This window comes from Streptomyces regalis, from assembly GCF_001509475.1.
GTDB classification, from domain to species: Bacteria; Actinomycetota; Actinomycetes; order Streptomycetales; family Streptomycetaceae; genus Streptomyces; species Streptomyces regalis.
This window is the reverse complement of record NZ_LLZG01000367.1, coordinates 1-24,041: the sequence shown is the minus strand read 5'-3', so window position 1 is coordinate 24,041 and position 24,041 is coordinate 1. Positions and strand designations below refer to the sequence as shown.

Genomic DNA, 24,041 nt, shown 5'->3' with positions numbered 1-24,041 from the left:
GCGTGATGTCCTCCTCGTCGTCCTCGTCGTCCTCGTCGTCCTCGTCCGTCCCTCGGTTGGTCATCGCCGCGCCGGCCTCCGGCAGTGGCAAGACCACCGTCGCCACCGGGTTGATGGCCGCGCTCGCCGCGCGGGGGCTTGCCGTGTCTCCGCACAAGGTGGGGCCGGACTACATCGATCCCGGGTATCACGCGCTCGCGACCGGGCGGGTGGGGCGGAACCTCGACGCGTATCTGTGCGGGCCGGAGTTGATCGGGCCGTTGTTTCTGCACGGGGCGCGCGGGTGTGACATCGCCGTCGTCGAGGGCGTCATGGGGCTGTACGACGGGGCCGGCGCGGAGGGTGAGCTGGCGTCCACCGCGCATGTGGCGAAGTTGCTGCGGGCGCCGGTGGTGCTTGTCGTCGACGCGTCGTCGCAGTCGCGGTCCGTTGCGGCGCTGGTGCATGGGTTTGCGTCGTGGGATCCGGAGGTGCGGGTCGGGGGCGTGATTCTGAACAAGGTCGCGTCGGATCGGCATGAGGAGTTGCTGCGGGAGGCGTTGGATTCGGCCGGGGTGCCTGTGATGGGGGTGCTGCGGCGGGTGGCTCAGGTGGATACGCCGTCGCGGCATCTGGGGTTGGTGCCGGTGGCTGAGCGGCGGGCTGCTGCTGTGGAGGCGGTTGCGGCGATGGCCGCGCAGGTTGAGCGAGGCTGCGATCTGGAAGGGTTGCTGGGGCTGGCCCGGAGTGCGGGAGCGTTGTCGGGTGCGGCTTGGGATGCAGCCGAGGTCGTGGCTTCCTCGCCCCCGCCGCCCCTTCCCGTCCCGACCCTGGGGGCCGCGCCCCCAGACCCCCGCTTCGGCCCTGAACGGGCCTCGTCCTCAAACGCCGGACGGGCTGGAGGGTGCGGGCCGGCGTCGACAAGCGCGGGCGGCTGTTCTCGTCCTCAAGCGGTGAGAGTTGCCGTCGCCGGTGGTCCCGCCTTCACCTTCTCCTACGCCGAGCACGCCGAGCTGCTCGCCGCCGCCGGTGCCGAAGTCGTCCCCTTCGACCCCCTTCGGGACGAGCAACTTCCCGACGGCACCCGTGGCCTGGTCATCGGCGGCGGATTCCCCGAGGTGTACGCCGCCGAGCTGTCCGGCAACGAACCCCTGCGCAAGGCCATCGGTGACTTCGCGTTGAGCGGCGCTCCCGTCGCCGCCGAGTGTGCCGGGCTGCTCTATCTGTGTCGGGAGCTGGACGGGCAGCCCATGTGCGGGGTGCTCGATGCCACCGGCCGGATGAGCGAGCGGCTCACGCTCGGGTACCGGGACGCCGTCGCCGTCAGCGACAGTTCCCTCGCCGCTGCCGGGACGCGGATGCGGGGGCACGAGTTTCATCGGACCGTCGTCGAGCCCGGCTCGGGGGCGGCGCCCGCCTGGGGGGTCAGGGCCCCTCAACGGCGGGTCGAAGGTTTCGTACAGCAGGGCGTGCACGCGAGTTATCTGCACACGCACTGGGCCGCACAGCCCGGTGTCGCCCGTCGGTTCGTCGAGAGGTGCCGGACGTCATGAGCAGCAGCAGGTTGATCGGAGTCGGCGTCGGTCCCGGCGATCCGGAGCTGGTGACCGTCAAGGGCGTCAACGCGCTGCGTGCCGCCGATGTCGTCGTCGTGCCCGTCATGGACACGGGCGAGCGGGGGCGTGCTGAGGCGACCGTGTTGCACTACGTGCCCGCGGAGAAGATCGTCCGGGTCGTGTTCGCGCTCAACGAGCGGACCGACCGGGCTCGGCGCGAGGCCGCCTGGGATGCGGCGGGCGAGCGGGTCGCCGAGCTGCTGCGGAGTCACTCCACGGTCGCCTTCGCCACCATCGGTGACCCCAACGTCTATTCCACCTTCACCTATCTCGCCCAGACCATCGGCGAGTCGCTGCCCGACACTGTCGTCGAGACCGTCCCCGGCATCACCGCGATGCAGGACCTCGCCGCCCGTTCGGGAGCCGTGCTCACCGAGGGGACCGAGCCGCTCACGCTCGTGCCCGTCACGGCGGGGGCGACGGTGCTCAAGGAGGCCCTCGGCGGGTCCGGGACCGTTGTCGCCTACAAGTTCGGGCGGCAGGCCGGGGAGGTCGCCGAGGCGCTGCGGGAGACCGGGCGGATCGAGAACGCGGTGTGGGGGTCGGCGCTGGGGCTGGCGGAGGAGTCGATCCGGCCGGCCGCCGACCTCGACGACGCTCCCCTGCCCTACCTGTCGACGCTCATCGCACCCGCCCCGCGCGACGGTGGGCGGGGCGGCAAGTTGTGAGCCCCTCGCCCACCCGGTGCCGTGACGTACGGCTCCGGCATCCGCAGACCTCGTCGCACTCGTAAGACCCGTAGGAGAGGACCGATTCCCATGGCCGATGCCCCCACCGGCAAGGTGACCTTCGTCGGTGCCGGCCCCGGCGCCGCCGATCTGCTGACGTTCCGTGCCGCGCGTGCCATCGCCGAGGCCGATGTCGTGATCTGGGCGGCCAGCCTGGTGCAGGCGGAGGTCCTCCAGCACGCGCGCGAGGACGCCGAGATCCTCGACTCGGCCACCATGTCCCTGGAGGACGTCGTCGCCGTGTACGAGCGGGCCCATGAGGCCGGGCTCAAGGTCGCGCGTATTCACTCCGGTGACCCTGCCCTGTGGGGCGGTACGCAGGAGCAGCTCGACCGGTGTGCCGGGATCGGAGTCGCCACCGAGGTCGTGCCCGGCGTCTCCGCCTTCTCCGCCGTCGCCGCGCTCGCCCAGCGCGAGCTGACCATCCCGGAGGTCGCGCAGTCCGTCGTCCTCACCCGGCTCGGGGGCGGCAAGACGCCGATGCCGCCCGGCGAGGAGGTGCGGGAGTTCGCCAAGCACGGGACCACCATGGCGATCTTCCTGTCGGCCGCCCGTAGCGGACAGCTGGTGCGGGAACTGCTGGAGGGCGGGTATCCGACGGACACACCGGTCGTCGTCGCCTACCAGGCGACCTGGCCGGAGGAACTCGTCGTGAAGTGCACCATCGGGACTCTGGAGGAGACCGTCAAGGAGCACAAGCTCTGGAAGCACACCCTGTTCCTCGTCGGCCCGGCCCTCGACGCGCACGGCACGCGCTCGCACCTCTACCACCCCGGTCACTTCCACGGGTACCGGAAGGCCGACCCGCAGGCGCGGCGGGCGCTGCGCGAGCGCGGGGCAAGCACGTGATCTCCGAGCGGCCGATCCCCGAGCGCCCGATCACGGTCGTCGGTACAGGGACGGGGGCGCCGCTGCCCGAGGACGTCCTCGCCGGGGCCGAGCTGGTGGTCGGCGGGCGGCGGCATCTGGACGCCGTACGACTGGCCGACGGCGTGGAGCGGGTCGTGCTCGGGGCGCTGGCTCCTGCCCTCGACACCGTCGCGGAGTACGTCGCGAAGGACCGGCGGGTGGTCGTGCTGGCCTCCGGCGACCCCGGGTTCTTCGGAATCGTGCGGGTGCTGGCCGAGCGGTTCGGGGCGGAGCGGCTCGATGTGCGGGCCGGTGTGTCCTCCGTCGCCGCCGCCTTCGCGCGCCTCGGGCTGACCTGGGACGACGCGGTCGTCGTCAGCGCGCACGGGCGGCAGCCGCACACGGCCGTCAACGTCTGCCGGGCGCATCCGAAGGTCGCCGTGCTGACCGGACCGGGCGCCGGGCCCGCCGAGTTGGGCGCGGCGCTCGCCCGTACCGCCCCCGGGCGGGTCCTGGTCGTCGCGTCCGCGCTGGGCGACCCCGCCCGCGAGCGCGTGGAGCGGGTGTCCCCGGGCGAGGCCGCGCGGCGGGACTGGGGTACGGCGGTGAGTGTCGTGCTCTGCCTGGACGAGACGCGGGCGCCGGGTGGCGTGCGTACGGTCGCCGGGGCGGCCGCCGCACCCGCCGAATGGGCCCTGGACGAGGGCGAGTTCACGCATCGCGACTCCATGATCACCAAGTTCGAGGTACGGGCTCTCGCCCTGGCCCGGCTCGGGCCGCGCCTCGGCGACCTCGTCTGGGACATCGGCGCCGGCTCCGGGTCGGTGGCCGTGGAGTGCGCACGGTTCGGTGCCGCCGTCACCGCGGTCGAGAAGACCGCGGACGGCGTGGAGCGGATCCGCGCCAACGCCGCCGCGCACGGCGTCGACGTCCACGTCGTGCACGGGGCGGCGCCGACCGTCCTGTCCGACCTCGACGATCCCGACGCGGTGTTCATCGGGGGCGGGGGGCGCGAGCTGCCCGCCATCGTCACGGCGTGCGCGCGGCGGGCGCGGCGGGCGGTCGTGGTCGCCATGGCGGCCCTTGACCGGGTGCCTGCGGCACGTGAGGCGCTGAAGGGTGCCGGGTTCGACTGCGACGGGGTGCTGTTGCAGTCGTCCAGGCTCGCGCCGCTGCCGGGGGACGTGACCCGGCTGGCGGCCACCAATCCCGTTTTTCTCCTGTGGGGTGTCAGGCCCGACAGCCGTATTGAAGGAGTTGCACAGTGATCGGCCTCATTTCCGCCACCGCGGCGGGGGCGGCGGCGCGGGACCGGCTGGCCGCGGCGTGGCCGGACCGCGTGCGCGTGTACGACGGGCCCGTCGGGGACGCCGTACGGCGGGCGTTCGCGGAGTGCGAGCAGCTCGTGTGCTTTCTGGCCACGGGAGCGGTCGTACGGCTGATCGCCCCGCTGCTGGGTGACAAGGCGACCGACCCGGGTGTGGTGTGCGTCGACGAGGGCGGGCGGTTCGCCGTGTCGCTGGTCGGCGGGCACGGCGGCGGGGCCAATGAACTCGCCCGGGAGGTCGGGGAGTTGCTGGCGGTCGAGCCCGTGGTGACGACGGCGACCGATGCCGTGGGGGTGCCCGGTCTGGACACCCTCGGGTTTCCGGTGGAGGGCGATGTCGCCGGGGTCTCGCGGGCCCTGCTCGACGGTGAACCGGTGGCGTTGAAGGCCGAGTTGGCCTGGCCGCTGCCACCGCTCCCGGTCGCCGCCGAGGGTACGTACACCATCCGTCTGACGGATCGGCTCGTGGAGCGCGCCGCCGAGCGCGAGGTCGTCCTGCGCCCGCCGTCCCTCGTCGTCGGCGTCGGTGCCTCCAAGGGCGCCCCTGTCGACGAGGTACTCGGGCTGATCGAGAGCGCGCTCGGCGACGCCGGCCTCTCCCCCGCTTCCCTCGCCGAACTCGCCACCGTCGACGCCAAGGCCGACGAACCCGGCATCGTCGAGGCCGCCGCCCGGCTCGGCGTCCCCCTCGTCACCCACTCCGCCGAGGAACTGGCCGCCGTCGAGGTCCCCAACCCCTCCGACGCGCCCCTCGCCGCCGTGGGCACCCCCTCCGTCGCCGAGGCCGCCGCACTCGTGCGGGGCGGCGAACTCCTTGTACCCAAGCGGAAGTCGGAGCGCGCCGACGGGCAGCCGGCGATGGCGACCTGTGCCGTCGTACGGCGTCCGGGGCGCGGGCGACTCGCGGTCGTCGGGCTCGGGCCCGGTGCCCGTGATCTGCTGACGCCGCGCGCGACGGCGGAACTGCGGCGCGCCTCCGTGCTCGTCGGGCTCGACCAGTACGTCGACCAGATCCGCGATCTGCTGCGGCCCGGCACCCGGATCCTGGAGTCGGGGCTCGGCGCCGAGGAGGAGCGGGCCCGGACGGCCGTCGAGGAGGCCCGCAAGGGGCAGGCGGTCGCGCTGATCGGCAGCGGGGACGCGGGCGTGTACGCCATGGCCTCCCCCGCGCTCGCCGAGGCCTCCGACGACATCGACGTGATCGGGATCCCGGGCGTCACCGCCGCCCTCGCGGCCGCCGCGATCCTCGGGGCGCCGCTCGGACACGACCACGTGTCGATCAGCCTCTCCGACCTGCACACTCCGTGGGAGGTCATCGAGCGGCGGGTGCGGGCCGCGGCCGAGGCCGACATCGTGGTCACCTTCTACAACCCCCGCTCCCGGGGCCGCGACTGGCAGCTGCCGAAGGCCCTCGCGATCCTCGCCGAGCACCGGAAGCCGACGACGCCGGTCGGTGTCGTACGGAACGCGTCGCGGCCGGACGAGTCCAGTCGGCTCACGACACTGGGCGCCCTCGACCCGGCGACGGTCGACATGATGACGGTCGTGACCGTGGGCAACACCGCGACCCGGGACATCGCGGGGCGCATGGTGACGCCGCGCGGCTACCGGTGGCAGGCATCGCAGGAGGGCGCCAAGTGAACCGTGTGGATCGCGTGGATCGTGTGGTTCATCCGATCGAAGTGGAGTCCTACCGGCGGCTGCGCGCCCGCCTGGACACCTCGCACTTCCCGCCGCTGACCCGGGCGGTGGTGGAGAGAGTCATCCACTCCGCCGCGGATCTCGACTACGCCACCGATCTCGTCATGGACGAGGGCGACCTGGAGAAGGCGCACTCCGCGCTGCACTCCGGCGCGCCCGTCGTCACGGACGTGGAGATGGTCGCGGCCGGCATCACCCGGCGGGAGACCGTCTGCCGGCTCAGGGACGCCAAGTCCGGTCCGGGACTGACCCGTTCGGCGCACGCGATCCGGCTCGCCTACGAGCAGGTCGGCCCGGGTGCCCTCTGGGTGATCGGCAACGCGCCGACCGCCCTTGAGGAGCTGCTGACCCTGGACGCCGCCCCGGCCCTCGTCATCGGCCTGCCCGTCGGCTTCGTCGGCGCGGTCGAGTCCAAGGCCGCGCTGCGCGAGAGCGGGCTGCCCGCCGTGAGCAACGTGTCCGAGAAGGGCGGTTCGGCGGTCGCCTCCGCCGCGCTCAACGCCCTGCTGTACCACCCCCTTGCGCAGAAGACCGAGCTTCAAAAGACCGAGTCTCAGAAGAACGAGTCCCAGAAGACCGAGGAGAAATCGTGACCACCCCGCCGCCCGCCCTGCTCATCGCCGGTCATGGCACCCGGGACGACGCCGGGGCCGAGGCGTTCCGCGACTTCGTCCGGGAGCTGGGGGCCCGCCACCCCGAGCTGCCCGTCGCGGGCGGCTTCATCGAGCTGTCCCCGCCGCCGCTGGGCGACGCCGTGACCGAGCTGGTCGAGCGGGGCGTACGGCGGTTCGCCGCGGTGCCGCTGATGCTGGTGTCCGCCGGGCACGCCAAGGGGGACATCCCGGCGGCGCTGGCCCGCGAGAAGGAGCGGCACCCCGGGATCTCGTACACCTACGGCCGCCCGCTGGGCCCGCACCCGGCGCTGCTGTCCGTCCTGGAGCGGCGCCTGGACGAGGCGCTCGGCACCGAGGGCCGCACGCCCGGCGACCGGGCCGACGTGACCGTGCTGCTGGTCGGGCGCGGTTCCACGGACCCCGACGCCAACGCCGAGGTGCACAAGGCGGCGCGGCTGCTGTGGGAGGGGCGCGGATACGCGGGCGTGGAGACGGCGTTCGTGTCGCTCGCGGCGCCGGACGTGCCGAGCGGCCTGGATCGCTGCGTGAAGCTGGGGGCGCGGAAGATCGTCGTCCTCCCCTACTTCCTCTTCACCGGCATCCTGCCGGACCGCGTACGGCAGCAGACGGAGGGCTGGGCGGCCGCGCACCCGGAGGTCGAGGTGCGCTCGGCGGACGTCATCGGTCCCGAGCGGGAGCTGCTCGACCTGGTGATGGAGCGCTACGAGGAGGCCCTCAAGGGCGACCTGCGGATGAACTGCGACTCGTGCGTGTACCGCATAGCACTGCCCGGCTTCGAGGACAAGGTCGGCATGCCCCAGCAGCCGCACTTCCACCCGGACGACGACGGCCACCACCACGGGCACGGTCATCATGACCACGGCCACCACCACGGCGCCCACTCCCATGCCCACTGAGGCGCACGACCTTCGCCACCACGGCGACGCCGAGGTCCGTGACGACGGCTCGGCGCTCGTCGACCTCGCCGTGAACGTCCGCGCGGACACGCCGCCCGCGTGGCTGCGCGAGCGGATCGCCGAGTCGCTGGGCTCCCTCGCGGCTTACCCGGACGGGCGGGCCGCGCGGGCGGCGGTGGCGGCGCGGCACGGGCTGCCGGCGGAACGGGTGCTGCTGACGGCGGGGGCCGCGGAGGCGTTCGTCCTGCTGGCGCGGGCACTGAAGGTACGCCGACCGGTCGTCGTGCACCCGCAGTTCACGGAGCCGGAGGCGGCCCTGCGGGACGCGGGCCACACGGTCGACCGGGTGCTGCTGCGGGAGGAGGACGGCTTCCGCCTCGACCCGGCGGCCGTCCCTGAGGAGGCCGACCTGGTGGTCGTCGGCAACCCCACCAACCCGACCTCGGTGCTCCACCCGGCCGCGTCCCTCGCCGAACTCGCCCGCCCCGGGCGGACGTTGGTGGTGGACGAGGCGTTCATGGACGCGGTGCCGGGTGAGCGGGAGGCGCTGGCGAGCCGCACGGACATACCGGGTCTGGTGGTGCTCCGCAGCCTGACCAAGACCTGGGGCCTGGCCGGCCTGCGGATCGGCTACGTCCTCGCCGCCCCGGAAACCATCGCCGACCTGGAGCGCGCCCAGCCCCTGTGGCCGGTCTCCACACCCGCGCTCACCGCCGCCGAGGCCTGCATGTCGTCCCCGGCCCTGGCGGAGGCGGCCCACGCGGCCCACCGCATCGCCGCCGACCGGGCCCATCTCGTCGCGGGGCTGGGCGAGTTCGCGTCGGCAGGACTCCGGGTCGTCGAGCCCGCCGAGGGGCCCTTCGTGCTCGTCCGCCTGCCGAGGGCGGCAGCGGTACGGGAGCATCTGCGCGAGCTCGGGTTCGCGGTGCGGCGTGGGGACACCTTCCCCGGGCTGGGCGAGGAGTGGTTGCGGCTGGCGGTGCGGGACCGGGGGACGGTCAGTTCCTTCCTGCAGGCGCTGGACCAGGCGCTGGCGCGTCGCTGAGGCGCGGGACTGCATCGCTGCTCCGCGGGCACGCACGGATCGTGTCCGTGGTCCGGGAATACGGGGGCGGTTTCCCTCACGCCTCCGGGCCACGGATTCGGCCTGGACGGTCCGATGCCCCGCACGATCACTCCGGTCGTGTGGGGGCGGTGCCTTCTGTCGGAGATGCTGATCCGGCATCGCAGCTCGGCGCCCCGGGCGTTCACCGAAGCAGGGTCGTCGCCTTCGAGCTCGACATGAGGGCAGGCCCGGCCTTCGGGCAGGCCCGACGGAGTCGGGGCCGCGGCGGGCACGCATGGTGGCCACGATCGCCTCGTCCCTGCCTTCGACCTCGCTGGGCGCACAGCGCAGGATTGCGGGCAGGCGTCCTCGAAGGACGTGAACGGCTGCAGCACCACGACCGGGGCGAACAGCGCGTACAGGAGCCGGTGGCGTCGTTGCCTCACAGCAGCACCGCACCCTCGCTCGTCGAGCGGGTCGCCGACGCGCAGCAGCTTGGTGCGGGCGACGAACGCCTCGCGGAAGCGCTCGTAGACCTCGCGCCGCCGCGGGTGGGGTCCGCGACGGCACGGCAGGAGGTGGGTCGGACAGGTCAGGCCCAGGGGTTGACCACCGTGAAGGAGCTGTCGGCGCGGAACGTGTCGGTGTTCTGGTAGAGGTCCACGCGCAGCGCGTAGTTGTAGTGGCGCAGGTAGCGGCCGGGGTAGTTGTACGACTCCAGGCTGACGGAACCGGAGGCGGTGCCCGGGCGGGCGCAGTAGGTGGCGTCCTTCTTGAAGGTGTCGGTGCCGTTGCTGCTGTCGAAGCGGACCCGGAAGTCCCAGTGGCGCAGATAGCGGCCGGAGGAGTCGCGGAAGGAGTAGCAGTTGGCGTCGGCGAGGCCGGGCACGACGGTGAAGGTGGCGCCCTGCTTCACGGCGGTGCTGCTGGAGGCGCTCACCGGGTCGATGTAGCCGAGGCTGTCGGAGCGCACCACGGCGTAGCGGTCGGGGAAGTTGACCGACTGAAGCGACCGGGTGGTGTTGGTGGGCGTGGTGACGCCGCCGGAGACCGTCTCCTTCAGCACGGTGGCGTGGCGTATGAATCCGGTCAGCCCGGGCACCTCGGTGGGTGTCGTCCAGGTGGCGAAATTGTCGTAGCTGTCGCTGTACCAGTACTTCCCGGCGCGGTAGCCGTCGTAGTAGATGCGCCAGCCGCCGTTGTCGAGCTGGACCAGGGCCGGGCCCTCGACCCAGTCGCCGAAGCCCGCCCAGTTGCCGGTCTTCTTGAAGGTGTACGGGCCGGTGAGGCTGGAGGCGGTGGCGTACTCGATGTACTTCGTCGTCTCGTTCTTGGTGAACGCGTGGTAGGTGGAGTCGACCTTGACGACAAAGGTGTCGATGTAGTTCGGGCCGATGCCGGACAGCTGGGTGGGCGCGGACCAGGTGGTCAGCGCGGAGTTGGTCGCCGTGATCTTGTAGGCGGTGAAGTGGGTGGCGGTACTCGCCGCCGTCAGCGACACGATGATGTTGACGCTGCCGTCGCTGTCGACGAACCACTCCGGCGCCCAGGTGCGGGTCAGCCCGCTGATCGGGATCGTGTAGTTGTACATGAACGTCCAGTTCACCCGGTCGGCGCTCCGGGCGAAACCGATCGTGTTCCCGGTCCAGTTGGTGGTGTACGTGATGTAGTAGAAGCCGTCCGTGTGCTTGAAGATGCTGGGGTCCCGGATCAGACCGGACGGCGGGGTGTACGCCGGGCCCTTGCGGAGGGTGAAGCCGGTGGCGTCCGGCGAGTCGTACACGTACATGTTCGACTCACTGGAGTTGGTGAACGCGGTCATCGTGTACCGCGTGGCCTGCCCGGCCGGCGGGGCGGCGGCGGCCGCGGTGCCCTGAAGGGCGGGGGCACCCAGCAGGACCAGCAGCAGCGGGCCCAGCAGGGTGAGCAGTTTTCTTATGGTTCTGTTCAACTCTTCCTCCAGGGGCCCGGCCCGTCCGCTTGACCGATCCCCATGACAGGGAATGTCATTTGTTCGGAATTACGAACAATGTGCGGCAGTTCGAGCAGAAGATAGGTTTCAGCCATGCGTGCGTCAATGCATCAGGGGCATCCCGTTCCGCAGGCGCGGGACCGCCGGGGAGCACATGGCCAACCTCCGTCGCAAGGAGGCCCCGTTGGCGGTGCCGCCCTCGTCGACGGCGAGGCAGGGGAAGGCGCCACCCGCGTCGTCGTCTCCGGCAGCAACACCTCGGTCACCGAGCGGGCAGACCCTCGCGGTCGCCAGGGCCACCAACCGACTTCTGGAACTGGTACATCAAGTACACGCCGGAGTACGCCAAGGAGCTCGGCGTCTCCCTGAAGGCCACCAACTCCCAGAACGACGTCGCCAAGCTCACCGCCAGCGCCCAGACCTTCATCCGCCAGGGCGTCAAGGGCCTAGCGATGACCCCGCAGGACACCGCCGCCATCGCGCCGACGCCGGCGCAGCTGGAGGCGCCAGTACCTCGGCACCAAGCTGGGCGGCAAGGGCGAGGTCGCCATGCTCCAGGGCGGCCCTGCCCCGGTAAAAACGCCATGCGTGGCACATTCGCCGACCGCGACCAGCCTTCTCAGGTCCCACGGACTACTGCTGCCGGAGGTATTGACGCATCCCGCTTCCCACACTTAGCGTCTGCCCGAACTTACGAACGCCGTTCGATTTATCGGACAACTAGCTTCCCCCGGCCGAGCGCTGGGTGGCACACCGCACGGCGCGACAGCGGTCAGGACCTGGAGGCGGAGACCCGGTCGACCGCCGCCGACTTGGCCGTACTTCGAAGGCCGCTGGGCCTGAACAAGAGAGAAACAGGGGTCGTACGAGAACAGGACGTGCGAAGCGGCGCAGGCGAGGAGCCGCCTCGCAGCGTCGAAAGAACCGCAGACCGTCTCGCCGCACACGCGCGCTCGGATCGGCAACCGGCATCGCGTGCCCAGGCCCGCCGTCACCCACGGCGAAGTGCACCGCGCACGGCAGACACACCGTCACCCGGATCCAGTCGACCCCTTCCGCGTCGCGCGGCAGCCGGTCCTGTCCCGCCAACACCGAGACCGAGCTTCCCCCGCCATCCCGATCTGGCGCTCCACGCCCGGTGATGGCCTGCACAGAACGACAGGAGATGTACATGTCAGTCTGCGGACTGCACGCAGCCTCCGCTTCCTCACCACTCAGGAAGCCGCCGCACTCGCACTCCTCACAATCCTTCTCAACACATCCAATGTCTGGCTTGGTTGCCAGGGCGCCGGCCGGACGCTCATCCGGGAAGTGGGCAAGACTTTTGTGTCGCAAGGCTAGACAGAAGCAGTGTTCATATCCGTTAATCCATCCCATGTCTCAGTGGAGAGGACCGATGGGTCCGAGACCCCCTATGGGCCTCGGGCTTCCTTTTCGAGCCGTGCTGCCGCCTTGCCCGCAGACGCCGAGTCCGGGCGGAGTTCCGACGATCGAACAGGACGAACCACAGTGCCGGATGAGTCTCACGCGCATGAGTTCCCGCCGGCATGGCGGCCAGGACGGTGCCCTCCACCAACAGCTTTGCTGTGATGCCGTCGGCCTGCCGGACGTATGGCGCCACAGGGCCGCCACACCGGCAGCACACATGCCCGTGACGTGCTGCACCCGACCGTCGGACATGTGAGCCAAACACACCAACGGCCAAGTAATCGCTCTCTCACCACCGAAGGGTTCAAGATGTCTTCCTCCGTCAGCAGACGGCGCCTCCTGCAAGTAGCCGGGGCCACGGCCGTTGCCTCTGCGACCGGATCCCTCATCGGCAGTTCCCCTGCCCAAGCGGCCGTCCCCCCGGCAAGGGCCGACATCGGAGTCTCCGCGCACCCCTTCGAACTCGGCCAGGTCCGGCTCACCGCGAGCCGGTGGCTGGACAACCAGAACCGTACGCAGAACTACCTGCGGTTCGTCGATGTCGACCGGCTGCTGTACAACTTCCGCGCCAACCACCGGCTGTCCACCAACGGCGCGGCAGCCAACGGGGGTTGGGACGGGCCGACGTTCCCCTTCCGCACCCACGTCCAAGGGCACTTCCTCACGGCATGGGCACAGCTGTACGCCGTGACCGGGGACACCACCTGCCGGGACAAGGCAACCCACATGGTTGCGGAGTTGGCCAAATGCCAGGCCAACAACAGTGCCGCCGGTTTCAACGCCGGGTACCTCTCCGGCTATCCCGAGTCCGACTTCACCGCTCTCGAGCAGCGGACCCTGACCAACGGCAACGTGCCGTACTACACCATCCACAAGACTCTCGTCGGCCTGCTGGACGTATGGCGCCACATCGGCAGCACACAAGCCCGTGACGTGCTGCTTGCCCTGGCGGGGTGGGTCGACTGGCGCACCGGCCGGCTGAGCAGCCAGCAGATGCAGGCCATGCTGGAAACCGAGTTCGGCGGCATGAACACCGTGCTGACCGATCTCTACCAGCAGACCAACGACGCGCGGTGGCTCACCGTCGCCCGGCGGTTCGACCACGCCGCGGTGTTCGACCCTCTGGCGTCCAACCAGGACCGGCTCAACGGACTGCACGCCAACACCCAGGTGCCCAAGTGGATCGGGGCCGCCCGGGAGTACAAGGCCACCGGCATCACCCGCTACCGGGACATCGCCACCAACGCCTGGAACATCACCGTCAACTCGCACACCTATGCCATCGGCGGCAACAGCCAGGCGGAGCATTTCCGCGCCCCGAACGCCATCGCCGGCTTCCTGAACAAGGACACGTGCGAAAGCTGCAACACCTTCAACATGCTCACCCTCACCCGGGAACTGTTCGCGCTGGACCCGAACCGGGCCGCGCTGTTCGACTACTACGAGCAGGCGTGGCTGAACCAGATGATCGGCCAGCAGAACCCGGCCGACGACCACGGCCACGTCACCTACTTCACCCCGCTCAACCCGGGAGGCCGACGCGGTGTGGGCCCGGCGTGGGGCGGCGGCACCTGGAGCACCGACTACGGCACCTTCTGGTGCTGCCAGGGCACGGGCCTGGAGATGCACACCAGGCTGATGGACTCCATCTACTTCCGCAGTGACAACACGCTGTTCGTGAACCTGTTCGTGCCCTCGGTGCTCAACTGGTCGGAGCGCGGAATCACGGTCACCCAGACCACGTCGTACCCGAACAGCGACACCACGACCCTGCAAGTCACCGGCAACGTCAGCGGAACCTGGGCGATGCGCATCCGCATCCCGAGCTGGACCACCGCGGCCACCATCAGCGTCAACGGCGTCACGCAAACCATCACCACCACCCCCGGCAGCTACGCCACCCTGAGCCGCTCCTGGACCTCCGGCGACACGGTCACCGTCCGCCTGCCCATGCGGATCGTCATGCGAGCGGCCAACGACAACGCGAACGTCGCCGCGATCACCTACGGCCCGGTGGTCCTGTCCGGCAACTACGGCAACTCCTCGCTCAGTTCGCTCCCGTCGCTGAACACGTCCTCGATCACACGGACCAGCAGCAGTTCGCTCGCCTTCACCGCCACCGCCAACGGCTCCACCGTCAACCTGGGCCCGTTCCACGACGCGCACGGGCACAACTACACCGTCTACTGGAACGCCGGCGGCACCTTCCGTCTCGTCAACGTGGGCAGCGGTCTCCTGCTGGGCATCCAGAACATGTCCACGGCCGACGGCGGCCGCGCTCTGCAGTGGTCGGACAACGGCACCGCCGACCACGACTGGTACATGATCACCGACGGAAGCGCGGTCCGCTTCCGCAACGCCCACAGCGGCAAGGTGCTCGGCGTCCTGAACATGTCCACGGCAGACGACGCGACCGTACTGCAGTGGTCGGACACCGGCACCGCCGACCACCGATGGACGCTGCTCGACCAGGGCGACGGAACCTACAAGATCCGCAACGAGAACAGCGGCAAGCTGCTCGCCATCGCGGCCAACTCCACCGCCGTCGGCGCGTTCGCGGTCCAGGACTCGGACGACGGCACCGCCGACAACCGGTGGCGCATCGTGAGGAACTAGGCCTGTTGCGGAACTTGGCCGTTCTCCGCCCTTCAACCTGCTCGACGCTTCGACCATCGTTCGGTATGGCGAACACTACTCAAGGATGACGAGGTCCCCCATGCACCGACTCAGTTTCAGCCGCAGACGCCCGTCTGCGGTGCTCGCCGCCGCGGTTGCGGCCCTGGTCTCGTTGGCGGCGCTGCTCGTCGCCGGCCCGGCCCAGGCGGCCACCAGCGGCACCTTGCGCGGCGTCGCTTCCGGCCGGTGTCTCGATGTGTCGGGCGCCAGCCAGACCGACGGCACGAACGTGCAGATCTGGGACTGCCATGGCGGGACCAACCAGCAGTGGACACTGACGGACAGCAACCAGCTGACCGTGTACGGCAACAAGTGCCTGGATGTTCCGGGCCACGCCACCACGGCCGGTACCCGGCCGGTGATCTGGTCCTGCAACGGCGGCACGAACCAGCAGTGGCGGGTGAACTCCGACGGCACGGTCGTCGCCGTGGAGTCCGGGCTGTGCCTGGACGTCAGCGGCGGCGCCACGGCCAACGGCACGGCGGTGCAGCTCTGGAACTGCACCGGCGGCAACAACCAGAAGTGGACCGGCCTGTCCGGCACGACCAACTCGTGTTCGCTTCCGTCGACGTACCGGTGGAGCTCGACCGGTCCGCTGGCGGAGCCAGCGAACGGGGCGGCCTCGTTGAAGGACTTCACCGCCGTGAAGTACAACGGCCAGAACCTGGTCTACGCGACCACCGCGAGCGCATCCGGGTGGCGCGCGACGGGGTTCCGTCCCTTCACCAACTGGTCGGACATGGCGACGGCTCCCCAGACCGCAATGAGCGGGGCTCCCATTGCGCCCACGCTGTTCTACTTGGCGACCAAGAACATCTGGGTGATGGCCGCGAACGGGTGGGACACCGGCTGGGCCTTCACCTACCGCACGTCCACCGACCCGACCAACCCCAACAGCTGGTCCGCGCCGCAGCCGCTGTTCACCGGCAGCCTCCCCGTCGGCGGCCCGATCGACCCGACCCTGATCGCCGACGACAAGGAGATGCACCTGTTCTTCGCCAATGACAAGGGCAGCATCTTCAAGTCGAGCATGCCGATCGGGAACTTCCCGAGCAGCTTCGGCTCGTCGTACACGACGGTCATGAGCGACACGGAGGACAACCTGTTCGAGGCGCCGGAGGTCTACAAGGTCCAGGGCCAGAACCAGTACCTCATGATCGTTGAGGCGAAGGGTAGGAACGGGCGCTTCTTCCGGTCCTTCACCGCTTCCAGCCTGAACGGTCCGTGGACCGTCCAGGCCGGCAGCGAGAGCGCCCCCTTCGCGGGCAAGGCCAACGCCAACGCGACGTGGACCAACGACATCAGCCACGGTGACCTGGTCCGCAACAACCCCGACCAGACCAAGACCATCGACCCCTGCAACCTGCAGTTCCTCTACCAGGGCAGGAACCCCGCATCGGACGGCACCGACTACCTGTTGCTGCCGTACCGGCCGGGCCTGCTCACCCTGCAGCGCTGACCGCGCGCACATGATCAGAAGCTTGTGACCGTGCCCGTCAGGCACGGTCACAGGCGGTTTCCGCTTCATCTCCCAGGAAGGACCCTCCATGGTTCCCCCACCCAGACGACTGCTGCGTCTCCTCGCGGCCACCGCGCTGACGCTCACCGCCTGTGTCACCGCCTCCGCCGGCACGACCGCCGAGGCCGCGCCGGGCAGCCCCGCGCTGACCCCGCCGCTGGGCTGGAACAGCTGGAACAGCTTCGGATGCGGGATCAACGAGGCGCAGGTCCGCCAGGCCGCCGACGCGATGGTGTCCTCCGGCATGAAGGACGCGGGCTACCAGTACGTCGTCGTCGACGACTGCTGGTTCGACCCGCAGCGTGACAGCGCGGGCAACCTCCGGGCCAACCCGACCACCTTCCCCAGCGGCATGAAGGCGCTCGGGGACTACATCCACAGCAAGGGCCTGAAGTTCGGCATCTACCAGGCACCCAACGAGAAGACGTGCGCCCAGGGCGTGGGCAACTACCCCGGCTCCACCGGCAGCAAGGGCCACGAGGCCCAGGACGCCGCCACGTTCGCCTCATGGGGCGTGGACTACCTCAAGTACGACTGGTGCTCCGGCAGCGGCACCCTCAGCGAGCAGGTCGCACAGTTCACGCTCATGCGCGACGCCCTGCGCGCCACCGGCCGTCCGATCGTCTACAGCATCAACCCCAACAGCTTCCACCCCATCACCGGCGCCACATACGACTGGGGCCAGGTCGCCGACCTGTGGCGGACGACCGAGGACCTGCTCGACATCTGGCAGAACGGCAACACCAACAGCTACCCCATGGGCGTCGGCAACGTCCTGGACGTCAACGCCCCGCTGGCCGCTCAGTCGGGTCCGGGCCACTGGAACGACCCCGACATGCTGGTCGTCGGCCGTCCCGGCCTGTCCCTGACCGAGTCCCGCTCCCACTTCGCCCTGTGGGCGCTGATGAGCGCACCGCTCATCGCGGGCAACGACATCCGCACCATGTCCAGTGACGTGAGCGCGATCCTGCGCAACCCGCGTCTGCTGGCGGTGAACCAGGACTCGCTGGGCGCGGGCGGTCGCCGGGTGCGCGACGACGGCGACACCGAGGTGTTCGCCAAGCGCCTGTCCGACGGCTCGGTCGCGGTGGGCCTGTTCAACCGGGGAAGCAGCACCGCGACCGTCACGGCCACGGCCGCGCAGGTCGGCCTCACCGGAGGCTCGTTCACCCTCACCGACCTGTGGACCGGCGCCACGTCCAGCACCTCCGGCCAGATCTCCGCCAGCGTCCCGGCGCACGGTGTCGCCGTGTTCAAGATGACCGGCGGCAGCCCGCTGGCCTCCACCACAGCACGCCTGCGCGGTACCGGGTCCGGCCGCTGCCTGGACGTGGACCGCGCCTCCACCGCGGCCGGGGCGGCGACGCTGATCTGGGACTGCCACACGGCCGCCAACCAGCTCTGGACCACCTGGGCCGGCGGCGAGATCCGCGTCTACGGCGACAAGTGCCTGGACGCCTCCAACCAGGGCACCACCAACGGCACACCGGTCATCATCTGGCCCTGCAACGGCCAGAACAACCAGAAGTGGACCGTGCAGGCCGACGGGTCGATCCGCAACGTCAACGCCGGGCTGTGCCTTGACGTCAACGGGGCCGGCACCGCCAACGGGACCCCAGTCATCCTGTGGACCTGCAACGGCCAGAACAACCAGAAGTGGACCACGCTCCCGTAACCCGCCCCCCTGCCGCGCAGGGAAGCGCCCGACCGGAAGAGGGCAGTCCCACGACAGCATGCCAGGCTACGGGGACTGCCCTCCTCCACGACTGCGCGCGTGCGCCGATCGCGGATCCGTGCGCCCGCCCCGTCAGCCCCGGGTCCGCCGCGTCAGTGCCACCGCTCCCCCACCCACGACGAGGAGCGCGACCGCGCCGCCCGCGATGTACGGCGTCATGGAGCTGCCGCCGGTCTCGGCGAGGCCGTCGTCGGCGGACTCGCCCTGGGGCTTGACGTCGCCGGCCGAACCGGTGCCCGGGGCGGTGCTGGGGCCGGTGCTCGGGTCGGCTTCCTGCGCGGGCGCGTCCGGTGTCTCGCAGGTCGCCTCGGCCAGGGTCAGGGTGCCCTGGACGTCGGCCACGTTCAGCTTCAACGGGTTGACGGAGATCTTGAGTTCGAGGGCGGTGGCGGCGGCCGTACGCGATGCGGTCTCCGTCTTGGAGTAGTCCAGCCGCACGTCGCCCACGCCCGGCACCTCGACCTTCGTGGTCCCTCCTGCGGTCAGCGTGACCTTCTTGCCCAGTACGGTGACGTCGCCCAGCAGGTTGGACGAGGCGGTCGGCGTCTTGCCGGCCTCGCAGGTGGCCTTGGAGGTGACCTGGCCGACCTCGATGAGGGAGAGCAGCGGCAGGCCGGGGACGTGGACCTTGGCGTGGGCGAGGTTGGTGTAGCCCTCGGCCTTGCCGTCGGCGACCGTCGCCTTCGACGAGGCGACCTCCGCGCTCAGCACGCTGAACGGCTTTCCGCCGTCCACGCCGTTCAACTGGGCCGTCAGCGTGGACTTTTCGGCACTCTCGGGCGCCTGCACCTCGTTCAGGGAGACCGCCAGCGGGACGTTCACGGTCTTGTTGAGCAGGGAGACGTCGAGACCGGTGCGCAGCACGACGGCGCTTGCGCGACCCTCGTCACCGGTCGCGTACGCGGGTCCCGCGGCGGCCAGGACCGCGGGACCCGCGGCCAGGGCGGTGGCCGTCGCGACGGTGGCGAGACGGCGTGCGGGCATGCGGAGGTTCTTGCCGTTCAAGGTGGGGACCCCTCGGGGGAGACTTGCTCGGGACCTGCCAAGAGTCGCGCATGCGGGATGCCCGGTCAGCATCCTGCCGAGAGTTCACCCCTACGTGTGTTTCCCGTGCAGGTTTTCGAACCTCATGGCACGCACGTTCTCCACAGTCACAGGCGCAACACAGTCACAGGCGCAACGGCCGACTCAGCCCACGATCTTCCCGTTCAGGACGATCCGTCGAGGCGCCGCCAGCACCCGTACGTCGGCCCGCGGGTCGGAGTCGTACACGACGAGGTCCGCCGCCGCCCCCTCTTCCAGGCCGGGGCGGCCGAGCCACTTCCGGGCGCTCCAGGTCGTCGCCGCGAGGGCCTCGACCGCGGGGATGCCGGCGGTGACCAGTTCCGCCACCTCGGCCGCCACCAGACCGTGGGGCAGGGTGCCGCCCGCGTCCGTGCCCACGAAGACCGGGATGCCGGCGTCGTAGGCGGAGCGGACCGTGTCGTAGCGGCGTTCGTGGAGCCGGCGCATATGGGCCGACCAGCGGGGGAACTTGGACTCGCCGCCGTCGGCCAGCTTCGGGAAGGTCGCGATGTTGACCAGGGTCGGCACGATCGCCACGCCCCGCGAGGCGAAAAGCGGGATCAGGTCCTCGGTCAGGCCCGTGGCGTGTTCGATGCAGTCGATGCCCGACTCGACCAGGTCCTGGAGGGAGTCCTCCGAGAAGCAGTGCGCGGTGACCCGGGCGCCCAGGCGGTGGGCCTCCGCGATGGCCGCCTCCACCGCGTCCCGCGGCCAGGTCGGCGTGAGGTCCCCGAGGTCGCGGTCGATCCAGTCGCCGACCAGCTTGACCCAGCCGTCGCCGCGCCCGGCCTCCTGGGTGACGTAGGCGACCAGGTCCTCCGGTTCGATCTCGTGCGCGTAGCCGCGGATGTAGCGGCGGGTGCGGGCGATGTGCCGCCCGGCCCTGATGATCTTCGGCAGGTCCTCGCGGTCGTCGACCCAGCGGGTGTCGGAGGGCGACCCCGCGTCGCGGATCAGCAGGGTGCCCAAGTCGCGGTCGGTCAGCGCCTGCTTCTCCGCGGTGCCGTCGTCGACCGGGCCGTGCGCGCCGAGGCCCACATGGCAGTGCGCGTCGACGAGGCCGGGCAGGGCCCAGCCCTCGACGGTACGGACGTCGCGGGCGCCGGCGGGACGGTCGTAGGAGATCCGGCCGTCGACGACCCACAACTCGTCCCGGACGTCGTCGGGCCCGACCAGGACCCGGCCCTTCACGTGCAGCACACCCGCGCGATCGCTCATGTACTGCACCTTAATGACCGGACCTCGATGACCGGCTAGTCGCCCTTGCCCACCTGGTCCGAGGTCTCCTCCTCCACCTCGGCCATCGCCGGGTCGAGGAGGCGGGAGAGGAAGTGGCGGGTGCGTTCGTGCTGCGGGTTGCCGATGACCTGGTCGGGGATGCCGTCCTCGACGATCACTCCGCCGTCCATGAAGACGACGCGGTCGGCGACCTCGCGCGCGAAGGTCATCTCGTGGGTGACGACCATCATCGTCATGCCCTCGTTCGCGAGCATGCGCATCACGGCCAGTACGTCCCCCACCAGCTCCGGGTCCAGCGCCGACGTCGGCTCGTCGAAGAGCATCACCTCGGGGCCCATGGCGAGCGCGCGGGCGATGGCGACGCGCTGCTGCTGGCCGCCGGAGAGGGAGGACGGGTACGCCGTCGCCTTCTCCGACAGGCCGACCCGCTCCAGGTTCTCGGCGGCGACCTTCGCGGCCGTCGCCTTGTCGCGCCCCAGGACCCGGCGCTGCGGCAGGCTGAGGTTCTCGGTCACCGTGAGGTGCGGGAACAGGTTGAACTGCTGGAAGACCATGCCGATACGACGGCGTACGGCGTCGATGTCGACGTCCGGGTCGGTGAGCTCGGTGCCGCCGACGAAGACCTGCCCCTTGGTGGGCTCTTCGAGCAGGTTCACGCAGCGCAGGAGCGTCGACTTGCCGGAGCCGGACGGGCCGATGACGCACACGACCTCGCCCTGGCCGATCTCCAGGTCGATGCCGCGCAGCACCTGGTTGTCGCCGAAGGACTTGTGCAGGCCGCGGACTTCGATCTCCGGTCGGGAGCCAAGGGTCTTCTTTGTCACTTCACGGCCTCCTGGGCCTTCGCCTCCATGCGGCGTACGACGAAGCCGAGCGGGATCGTGACCAGCAGATAGCACAGGCCGGCGACCAGGATCGGCGTGGAGTTGGCGGTCTGGCTGGCCAGGTCGCGGCCGAACTTGGACAGTTCGCGCTCCTCCAGCGTCACACCGAGGAACAGCACCAGCGAGGAGTCCTTGAAGAGCAGGACGAGTTCGTTGGTCAGCGGCGGGAGGATGATCCGGAACGCCTGCGGGATGATGATCGAGATCATGGCGCGGGCGGGCGAGAACCCGAGCGAGCGCGCCGCCTCCATCTGCCCCTTGGGCACCGCCTGGATGCCGGCGCGGATCGTCTCCGCCATGTACGCGGCGGCCACCAGGCCGAGCGCGAGCGCGACCTTGCCGTACGTACCGCCCGGGATCTCCGTGCCCGGGAAGGCCAGCGGCACGGCGACCCCGATGAAGATGAAGATCAGCAGGGCGGGCAGACCGCGGAAGATCTCGATGTAGACGCCGGCGAGCCAGCGGTACGGCCCCACGGACGACAGCCGCATCAGCGCGATCACCATGCCGAGGACCAGTCCGACGGCGAAGCCGGACACGGTGTACAGCACGGTGTTCTTCAGCGCGAGCGTGATGACCTCGGGGAACATCTGCTCCGCTATGGCCTTCTGCGCGAACTGGTTCTGCAGCCGGTCCCAGTCGGCCGCGACCGCGAAGGCGATCACGGCCGCGACGAAGACGACGTACTGGATACCGCGCGACAGGCTGCGCTTCTGACGCCGGGTCAGGCCCTTTTTCTTCGGCTGGAGTTCTACGTCTGCGCCGGTGGTGTCGGTCATCGGGTCAGGACGCGGCGGGCGAGGCAGAGGCGGCGGACTCGTCGTACGGGCCGATCCACTGCTCGTACAGCTTCTTGTACGTGCCGTCGGCCTTCGCGTCCTTGATCGCCTTGTTGATGGCCTCGCGGAGCTTGGTGTTGCCCTTCTTCACCGTGAAGCCGTACTGCTCACCGGTGTTGAGCTGCTCGGCGACCTCGAAGGCGTCCGCGTTGGCCTTGTCCTTCAGCCAGCCCTGGACGACCGGGTAGTCGATGACGACCGCCTCGACCTGGCCGGTGCGCAGGCCGTTGATGACGGCGTCGGAGGACTCGAAGGAGACGGGGTCCAGGCCCTTGCTCTTGGCGTAGTCCTCGCCGGTGGTCTGCGCCTGGGCGCCGACCTTCTTGCCCTTGAGGTCCGCGAAGGAGGAGATGCCGCTCTTCTTGTCGACCAGGACGGCCTGGGTGGCCTCGAAGTACGGGTCGGAGAAGTCGACGTTCTTCTTGCGCTCCTCGGTGATGGTCATGCCGGCGGCGGCGAGGTCGCACTGGCCGGCGTTGAGGGATCCGCCGGTCTTGAAGTTCTCGAAGGGCTGGTCGACGATGTCCTGCTGCACGCCCAGGTCGTCCGCGACCAGGTCGATGAGGGAGACGTCGAAGCCCTGCACCTTGCCGTCGATCTCCGACTGGAACGGCGGGTACGGCAGGTGGGTGCAGGTGGTGAGCCGGCCCGCCTTGACGAGCTCGACGCCGCCGGCCGCGGTCTTCGTGCCGCTGCCTCCGTTGTCGTCGGAGGAGCAGCCGGCCACGAGCACCAGCCCGGCCGTCGCGGTGGTGGCGGCCAGAATGCGGGTCCGGCGCCCGAGGGTCGTCTTCACGGGGAGCCTCCTGTCGGGGAACTGTGGGTTCCGATTATAAGGAGAAGTTTGAGGCCCTCAAATCAAACCGATGGCTAAGGGGCTGTTCGACCTAAGAAGTCGGGAGCGGGAAGAGGTGCGGAAAGGGTGTGGGGCGCCCGCTCCATGCCCGGTCACCGCTCGGTTTACGCTCGTCTGCGTCGATCCCGGAGTCGAAGAGAGCGAAGTGAGCCCCGCCGTGACCCACCCCTTCCTGGACCTGGCCCCGCTGAGCGCCGCCCGATTCGCGGCCGTCGAGGACCGGGTGGCCCGGCTGCTCGGGACCGAGCAGGACGTCGTGATCATGCAGGGCGAGGCGCTGCTGCCGCTCGAAGGGGCGATCCGGGGGACGGCCGGGCCCGGCACGACCGCGCTGAACGTGATCACCGGTCCGTACGGGCAGACCTTCGGGGACTGGCTGCGTGACTGCGGCGCGACCGTGATCGATCTGGCGGTGCCCTTCCATACGGCCGTCACGGCGGAGCAGATCCGGGAGGCCTTCGCCGAGCACCCGGAGATCGACTTCGTGTCCCTGGTGCATGCGGAGGCGGCGACCGGCAACACCAATCCCGTCGCCGAGATCGGTGAGGTCGTACGGGCGCACGGGGCGCTGTTCTACCTGGACGCGGTGGCGTCGATCGGGGCCGAGCCGGTGCTGCCGGACGCGTGGGGCGTGGACCTGTGCGTCATCGGGGCGCAGAAGGCGATGGGCGGGCCGGCCGGGGTGTCGGCGGTGTCGGTGAGCGAGCGGGCGTGGGCGCGGATGGCGGCGAATCCCAGGGCGCCGCGACGGTCGTATCTGTCGCTGCTCGACTGGAAGGAGCGGTGGATCGACGGTGGGCGCAAGGCGCTGCTGCATGCGCCTGCGCAGCTGGAGATGCTGGCGCTCGAGGCGTGTGTGGAGCGGATCGAGGCGGACGGGCTGGATGCAGTGATGGCCCGTCACCGGGCCGCTGCGCTGTCTGCTCGGGCGGGGGCGGTTGCGCTGGGTGGGGGTTTGGAGCCGTACGTGTACGAGGCCGGGGAGGCTGCGCCGGTTGCTACGACGCTTCGGGTGCCGGCGGGGGTGGTGGCGTCGGAGGTGGTGGCTCGGG

At 70.3% G+C, this 24,041-nt stretch carries 18 protein-coding genes and 1 pseudogene; 13 read left to right on the top strand and 6 right to left on the bottom strand.

The genetic code is table 11. From position 1 onward, the window contains the following. The first annotated feature begins 5 nt into the window (after positions 1-5). The 8 genes from ADL12_RS34435 (at position 6) to cobC (ending at position 8,776) form a co-directional block, all read left to right on the top strand. Positions 6-1,532: a cobyrinic acid a,c-diamide synthase CobB gene (locus tag ADL12_RS34435; RefSeq protein ID WP_062709608.1), complete on the top strand. Its 1,527-nt coding sequence runs from the start codon at positions 6-8 to the stop codon at positions 1,530-1,532. After that, positions 1,529-2,263 (top strand): precorrin-2 C(20)-methyltransferase, encoded by a 735-nt coding sequence (gene cobI, locus ADL12_RS34430; protein ID WP_425265175.1) that lies wholly within the window; start codon positions 1,529-1,531, stop codon positions 2,261-2,263. The genes ADL12_RS34435 and cobI overlap by 4 nt, the downstream gene beginning before the upstream one ends. A 90-nt stretch (positions 2,264-2,353) precedes the next feature. Next, positions 2,354-3,172 (top strand): precorrin-4 C(11)-methyltransferase, encoded by an 819-nt coding sequence (gene cobM / locus ADL12_RS34425; protein ID WP_062709602.1) that lies wholly within the window; start codon positions 2,354-2,356, stop codon positions 3,170-3,172. Continuing rightward, on the top strand, positions 3,169-4,440 hold the full coding sequence (gene cbiE / locus ADL12_RS34420; RefSeq protein WP_244188153.1) for a precorrin-6y C5,15-methyltransferase (decarboxylating) subunit CbiE: 1,272 nt from the start codon (positions 3,169-3,171) through the stop codon (positions 4,438-4,440). Before cobM ends, cbiE begins: the two co-directional genes overlap by 4 nt. Beyond that, positions 4,437-6,140 carry a precorrin-3B C(17)-methyltransferase gene (gene cobJ / locus ADL12_RS34415; RefSeq protein WP_062709598.1) on the top strand — a complete coding sequence of 568 codons (1,704 nt, stop codon included), beginning with the start codon at positions 4,437-4,439 and terminating at the stop codon, positions 6,138-6,140. The genes cbiE and cobJ overlap by 4 nt, the downstream gene beginning before the upstream one ends. 14 nt (positions 6,141-6,154) lie before the next feature. Further along, the gene (locus ADL12_RS34410; RefSeq protein ID WP_062709689.1) at positions 6,155-6,793 is read left to right on the top strand and encodes a precorrin-8X methylmutase; all 639 of its coding nucleotides are present in this window, start codon (positions 6,155-6,157) and stop codon (positions 6,791-6,793) included. Next, on the top strand, positions 6,790-7,731 hold the full coding sequence (locus ADL12_RS34405; RefSeq protein ID WP_062709596.1) for a sirohydrochlorin chelatase: 942 nt from the start codon (positions 6,790-6,792) through the stop codon (positions 7,729-7,731). Before ADL12_RS34410 ends, ADL12_RS34405 begins: the two co-directional genes overlap by 4 nt. Then, the gene (gene cobC, locus ADL12_RS34400) at positions 7,688-8,776 is read left to right on the top strand and encodes an Rv2231c family histidinol phosphate aminotransferase CobC (protein ID WP_079052434.1); all 1,089 of its coding nucleotides are present in this window, start codon (positions 7,688-7,690) and stop codon (positions 8,774-8,776) included. The genes ADL12_RS34405 and cobC overlap by 44 nt, the downstream gene beginning before the upstream one ends. A 592-nt stretch (positions 8,777-9,368) precedes the next feature. Here cobC and ADL12_RS34395 read toward each other — a convergent pair. Continuing rightward, positions 9,369-10,727, bottom strand: a complete 1,359-nt coding sequence (locus tag ADL12_RS34395) for a glycoside hydrolase family 43 protein (protein ID WP_062709593.1) — start codon at positions 10,725-10,727, stop codon at positions 9,369-9,371. Positions 10,728-11,038: 311 nt separating this feature from the next. Here ADL12_RS34395 and ADL12_RS57065 point away from each other — a divergent pair. The 4 genes and pseudogenes from ADL12_RS57065 to ADL12_RS34375 all read left to right on the top strand — a co-directional run. Next, positions 11,039-11,312 (top strand): annotated as a pseudogene (locus tag ADL12_RS57065) (sugar ABC transporter substrate-binding protein); the annotation flags it as partial. 1,173 nt (positions 11,313-12,485) lie between these two features. After that, a complete protein-coding gene (locus ADL12_RS34385) occupies positions 12,486-14,792 on the top strand; it encodes a beta-L-arabinofuranosidase domain-containing protein (RefSeq protein ID WP_062709587.1) in 2,307 nt (768 codons plus the stop codon). Between the two features lie 100 nt (positions 14,793-14,892). Further along, the gene (locus tag ADL12_RS34380) at positions 14,893-16,311 is read left to right on the top strand and encodes a non-reducing end alpha-L-arabinofuranosidase family hydrolase (RefSeq protein WP_062709584.1); all 1,419 of its coding nucleotides are present in this window, start codon (positions 14,893-14,895) and stop codon (positions 16,309-16,311) included. Positions 16,312-16,399: 88 nt separating this feature from the next. After that, positions 16,400-18,046, top strand: coding sequence for a glycoside hydrolase family 27 protein (locus tag ADL12_RS34375; protein ID WP_062709581.1), 1,647 nt, complete (start codon positions 16,400-16,402; stop codon positions 18,044-18,046). Between the two features lie 132 nt (positions 18,047-18,178). On the opposite strand, the gene ADL12_RS34370 is transcribed toward ADL12_RS34375, so the two are convergent. The 5 genes from ADL12_RS34370 to ADL12_RS34350 all read right to left on the bottom strand — a co-directional run bounded on the left by ADL12_RS34370 (position 18,179) and on the right by ADL12_RS34350 (position 22,929). Continuing rightward, a complete protein-coding gene (locus tag ADL12_RS34370; RefSeq protein WP_062709576.1) occupies positions 18,179-19,111 on the bottom strand; it encodes an SCO1860 family LAETG-anchored protein in 933 nt (310 codons plus the stop codon). Positions 19,112-19,294: 183 nt separating this feature from the next. Then, a complete protein-coding gene (locus ADL12_RS34365) occupies positions 19,295-20,389 on the bottom strand; it encodes an amidohydrolase family protein (RefSeq protein ID WP_062709684.1) in 1,095 nt (364 codons plus the stop codon). A 35-nt stretch (positions 20,390-20,424) separates the two neighbouring features. Next, positions 20,425-21,234 carry an amino acid ABC transporter ATP-binding protein gene (locus ADL12_RS34360; protein ID WP_062709573.1) on the bottom strand — a complete coding sequence of 270 codons (810 nt, stop codon included), beginning with the start codon at positions 21,232-21,234 and terminating at the stop codon, positions 20,425-20,427. Beyond that, the gene (locus ADL12_RS34355; RefSeq protein ID WP_062709571.1) at positions 21,231-22,073 is read right to left on the bottom strand and encodes an amino acid ABC transporter permease; all 843 of its coding nucleotides are present in this window, start codon (positions 22,071-22,073) and stop codon (positions 21,231-21,233) included. Before ADL12_RS34355 ends, ADL12_RS34360 begins: the two co-directional genes overlap by 4 nt. Positions 22,074-22,077: 4 nt before the next feature. Then, entirely contained in the window at positions 22,078-22,929 is an 852-nt protein-coding gene (locus tag ADL12_RS34350; RefSeq protein ID WP_062709568.1) for a basic amino acid ABC transporter substrate-binding protein, read from the bottom strand. Between the two features lie 217 nt (positions 22,930-23,146). On the opposite strand from ADL12_RS34350, the gene ADL12_RS34345 reads away from it, so the two are divergent. Continuing rightward, positions 23,147-24,041: pyridoxal-phosphate-dependent aminotransferase family protein (locus ADL12_RS34345; RefSeq protein WP_062709681.1), on the top strand; the 895-nt coding region annotated here is incomplete at its 3' end.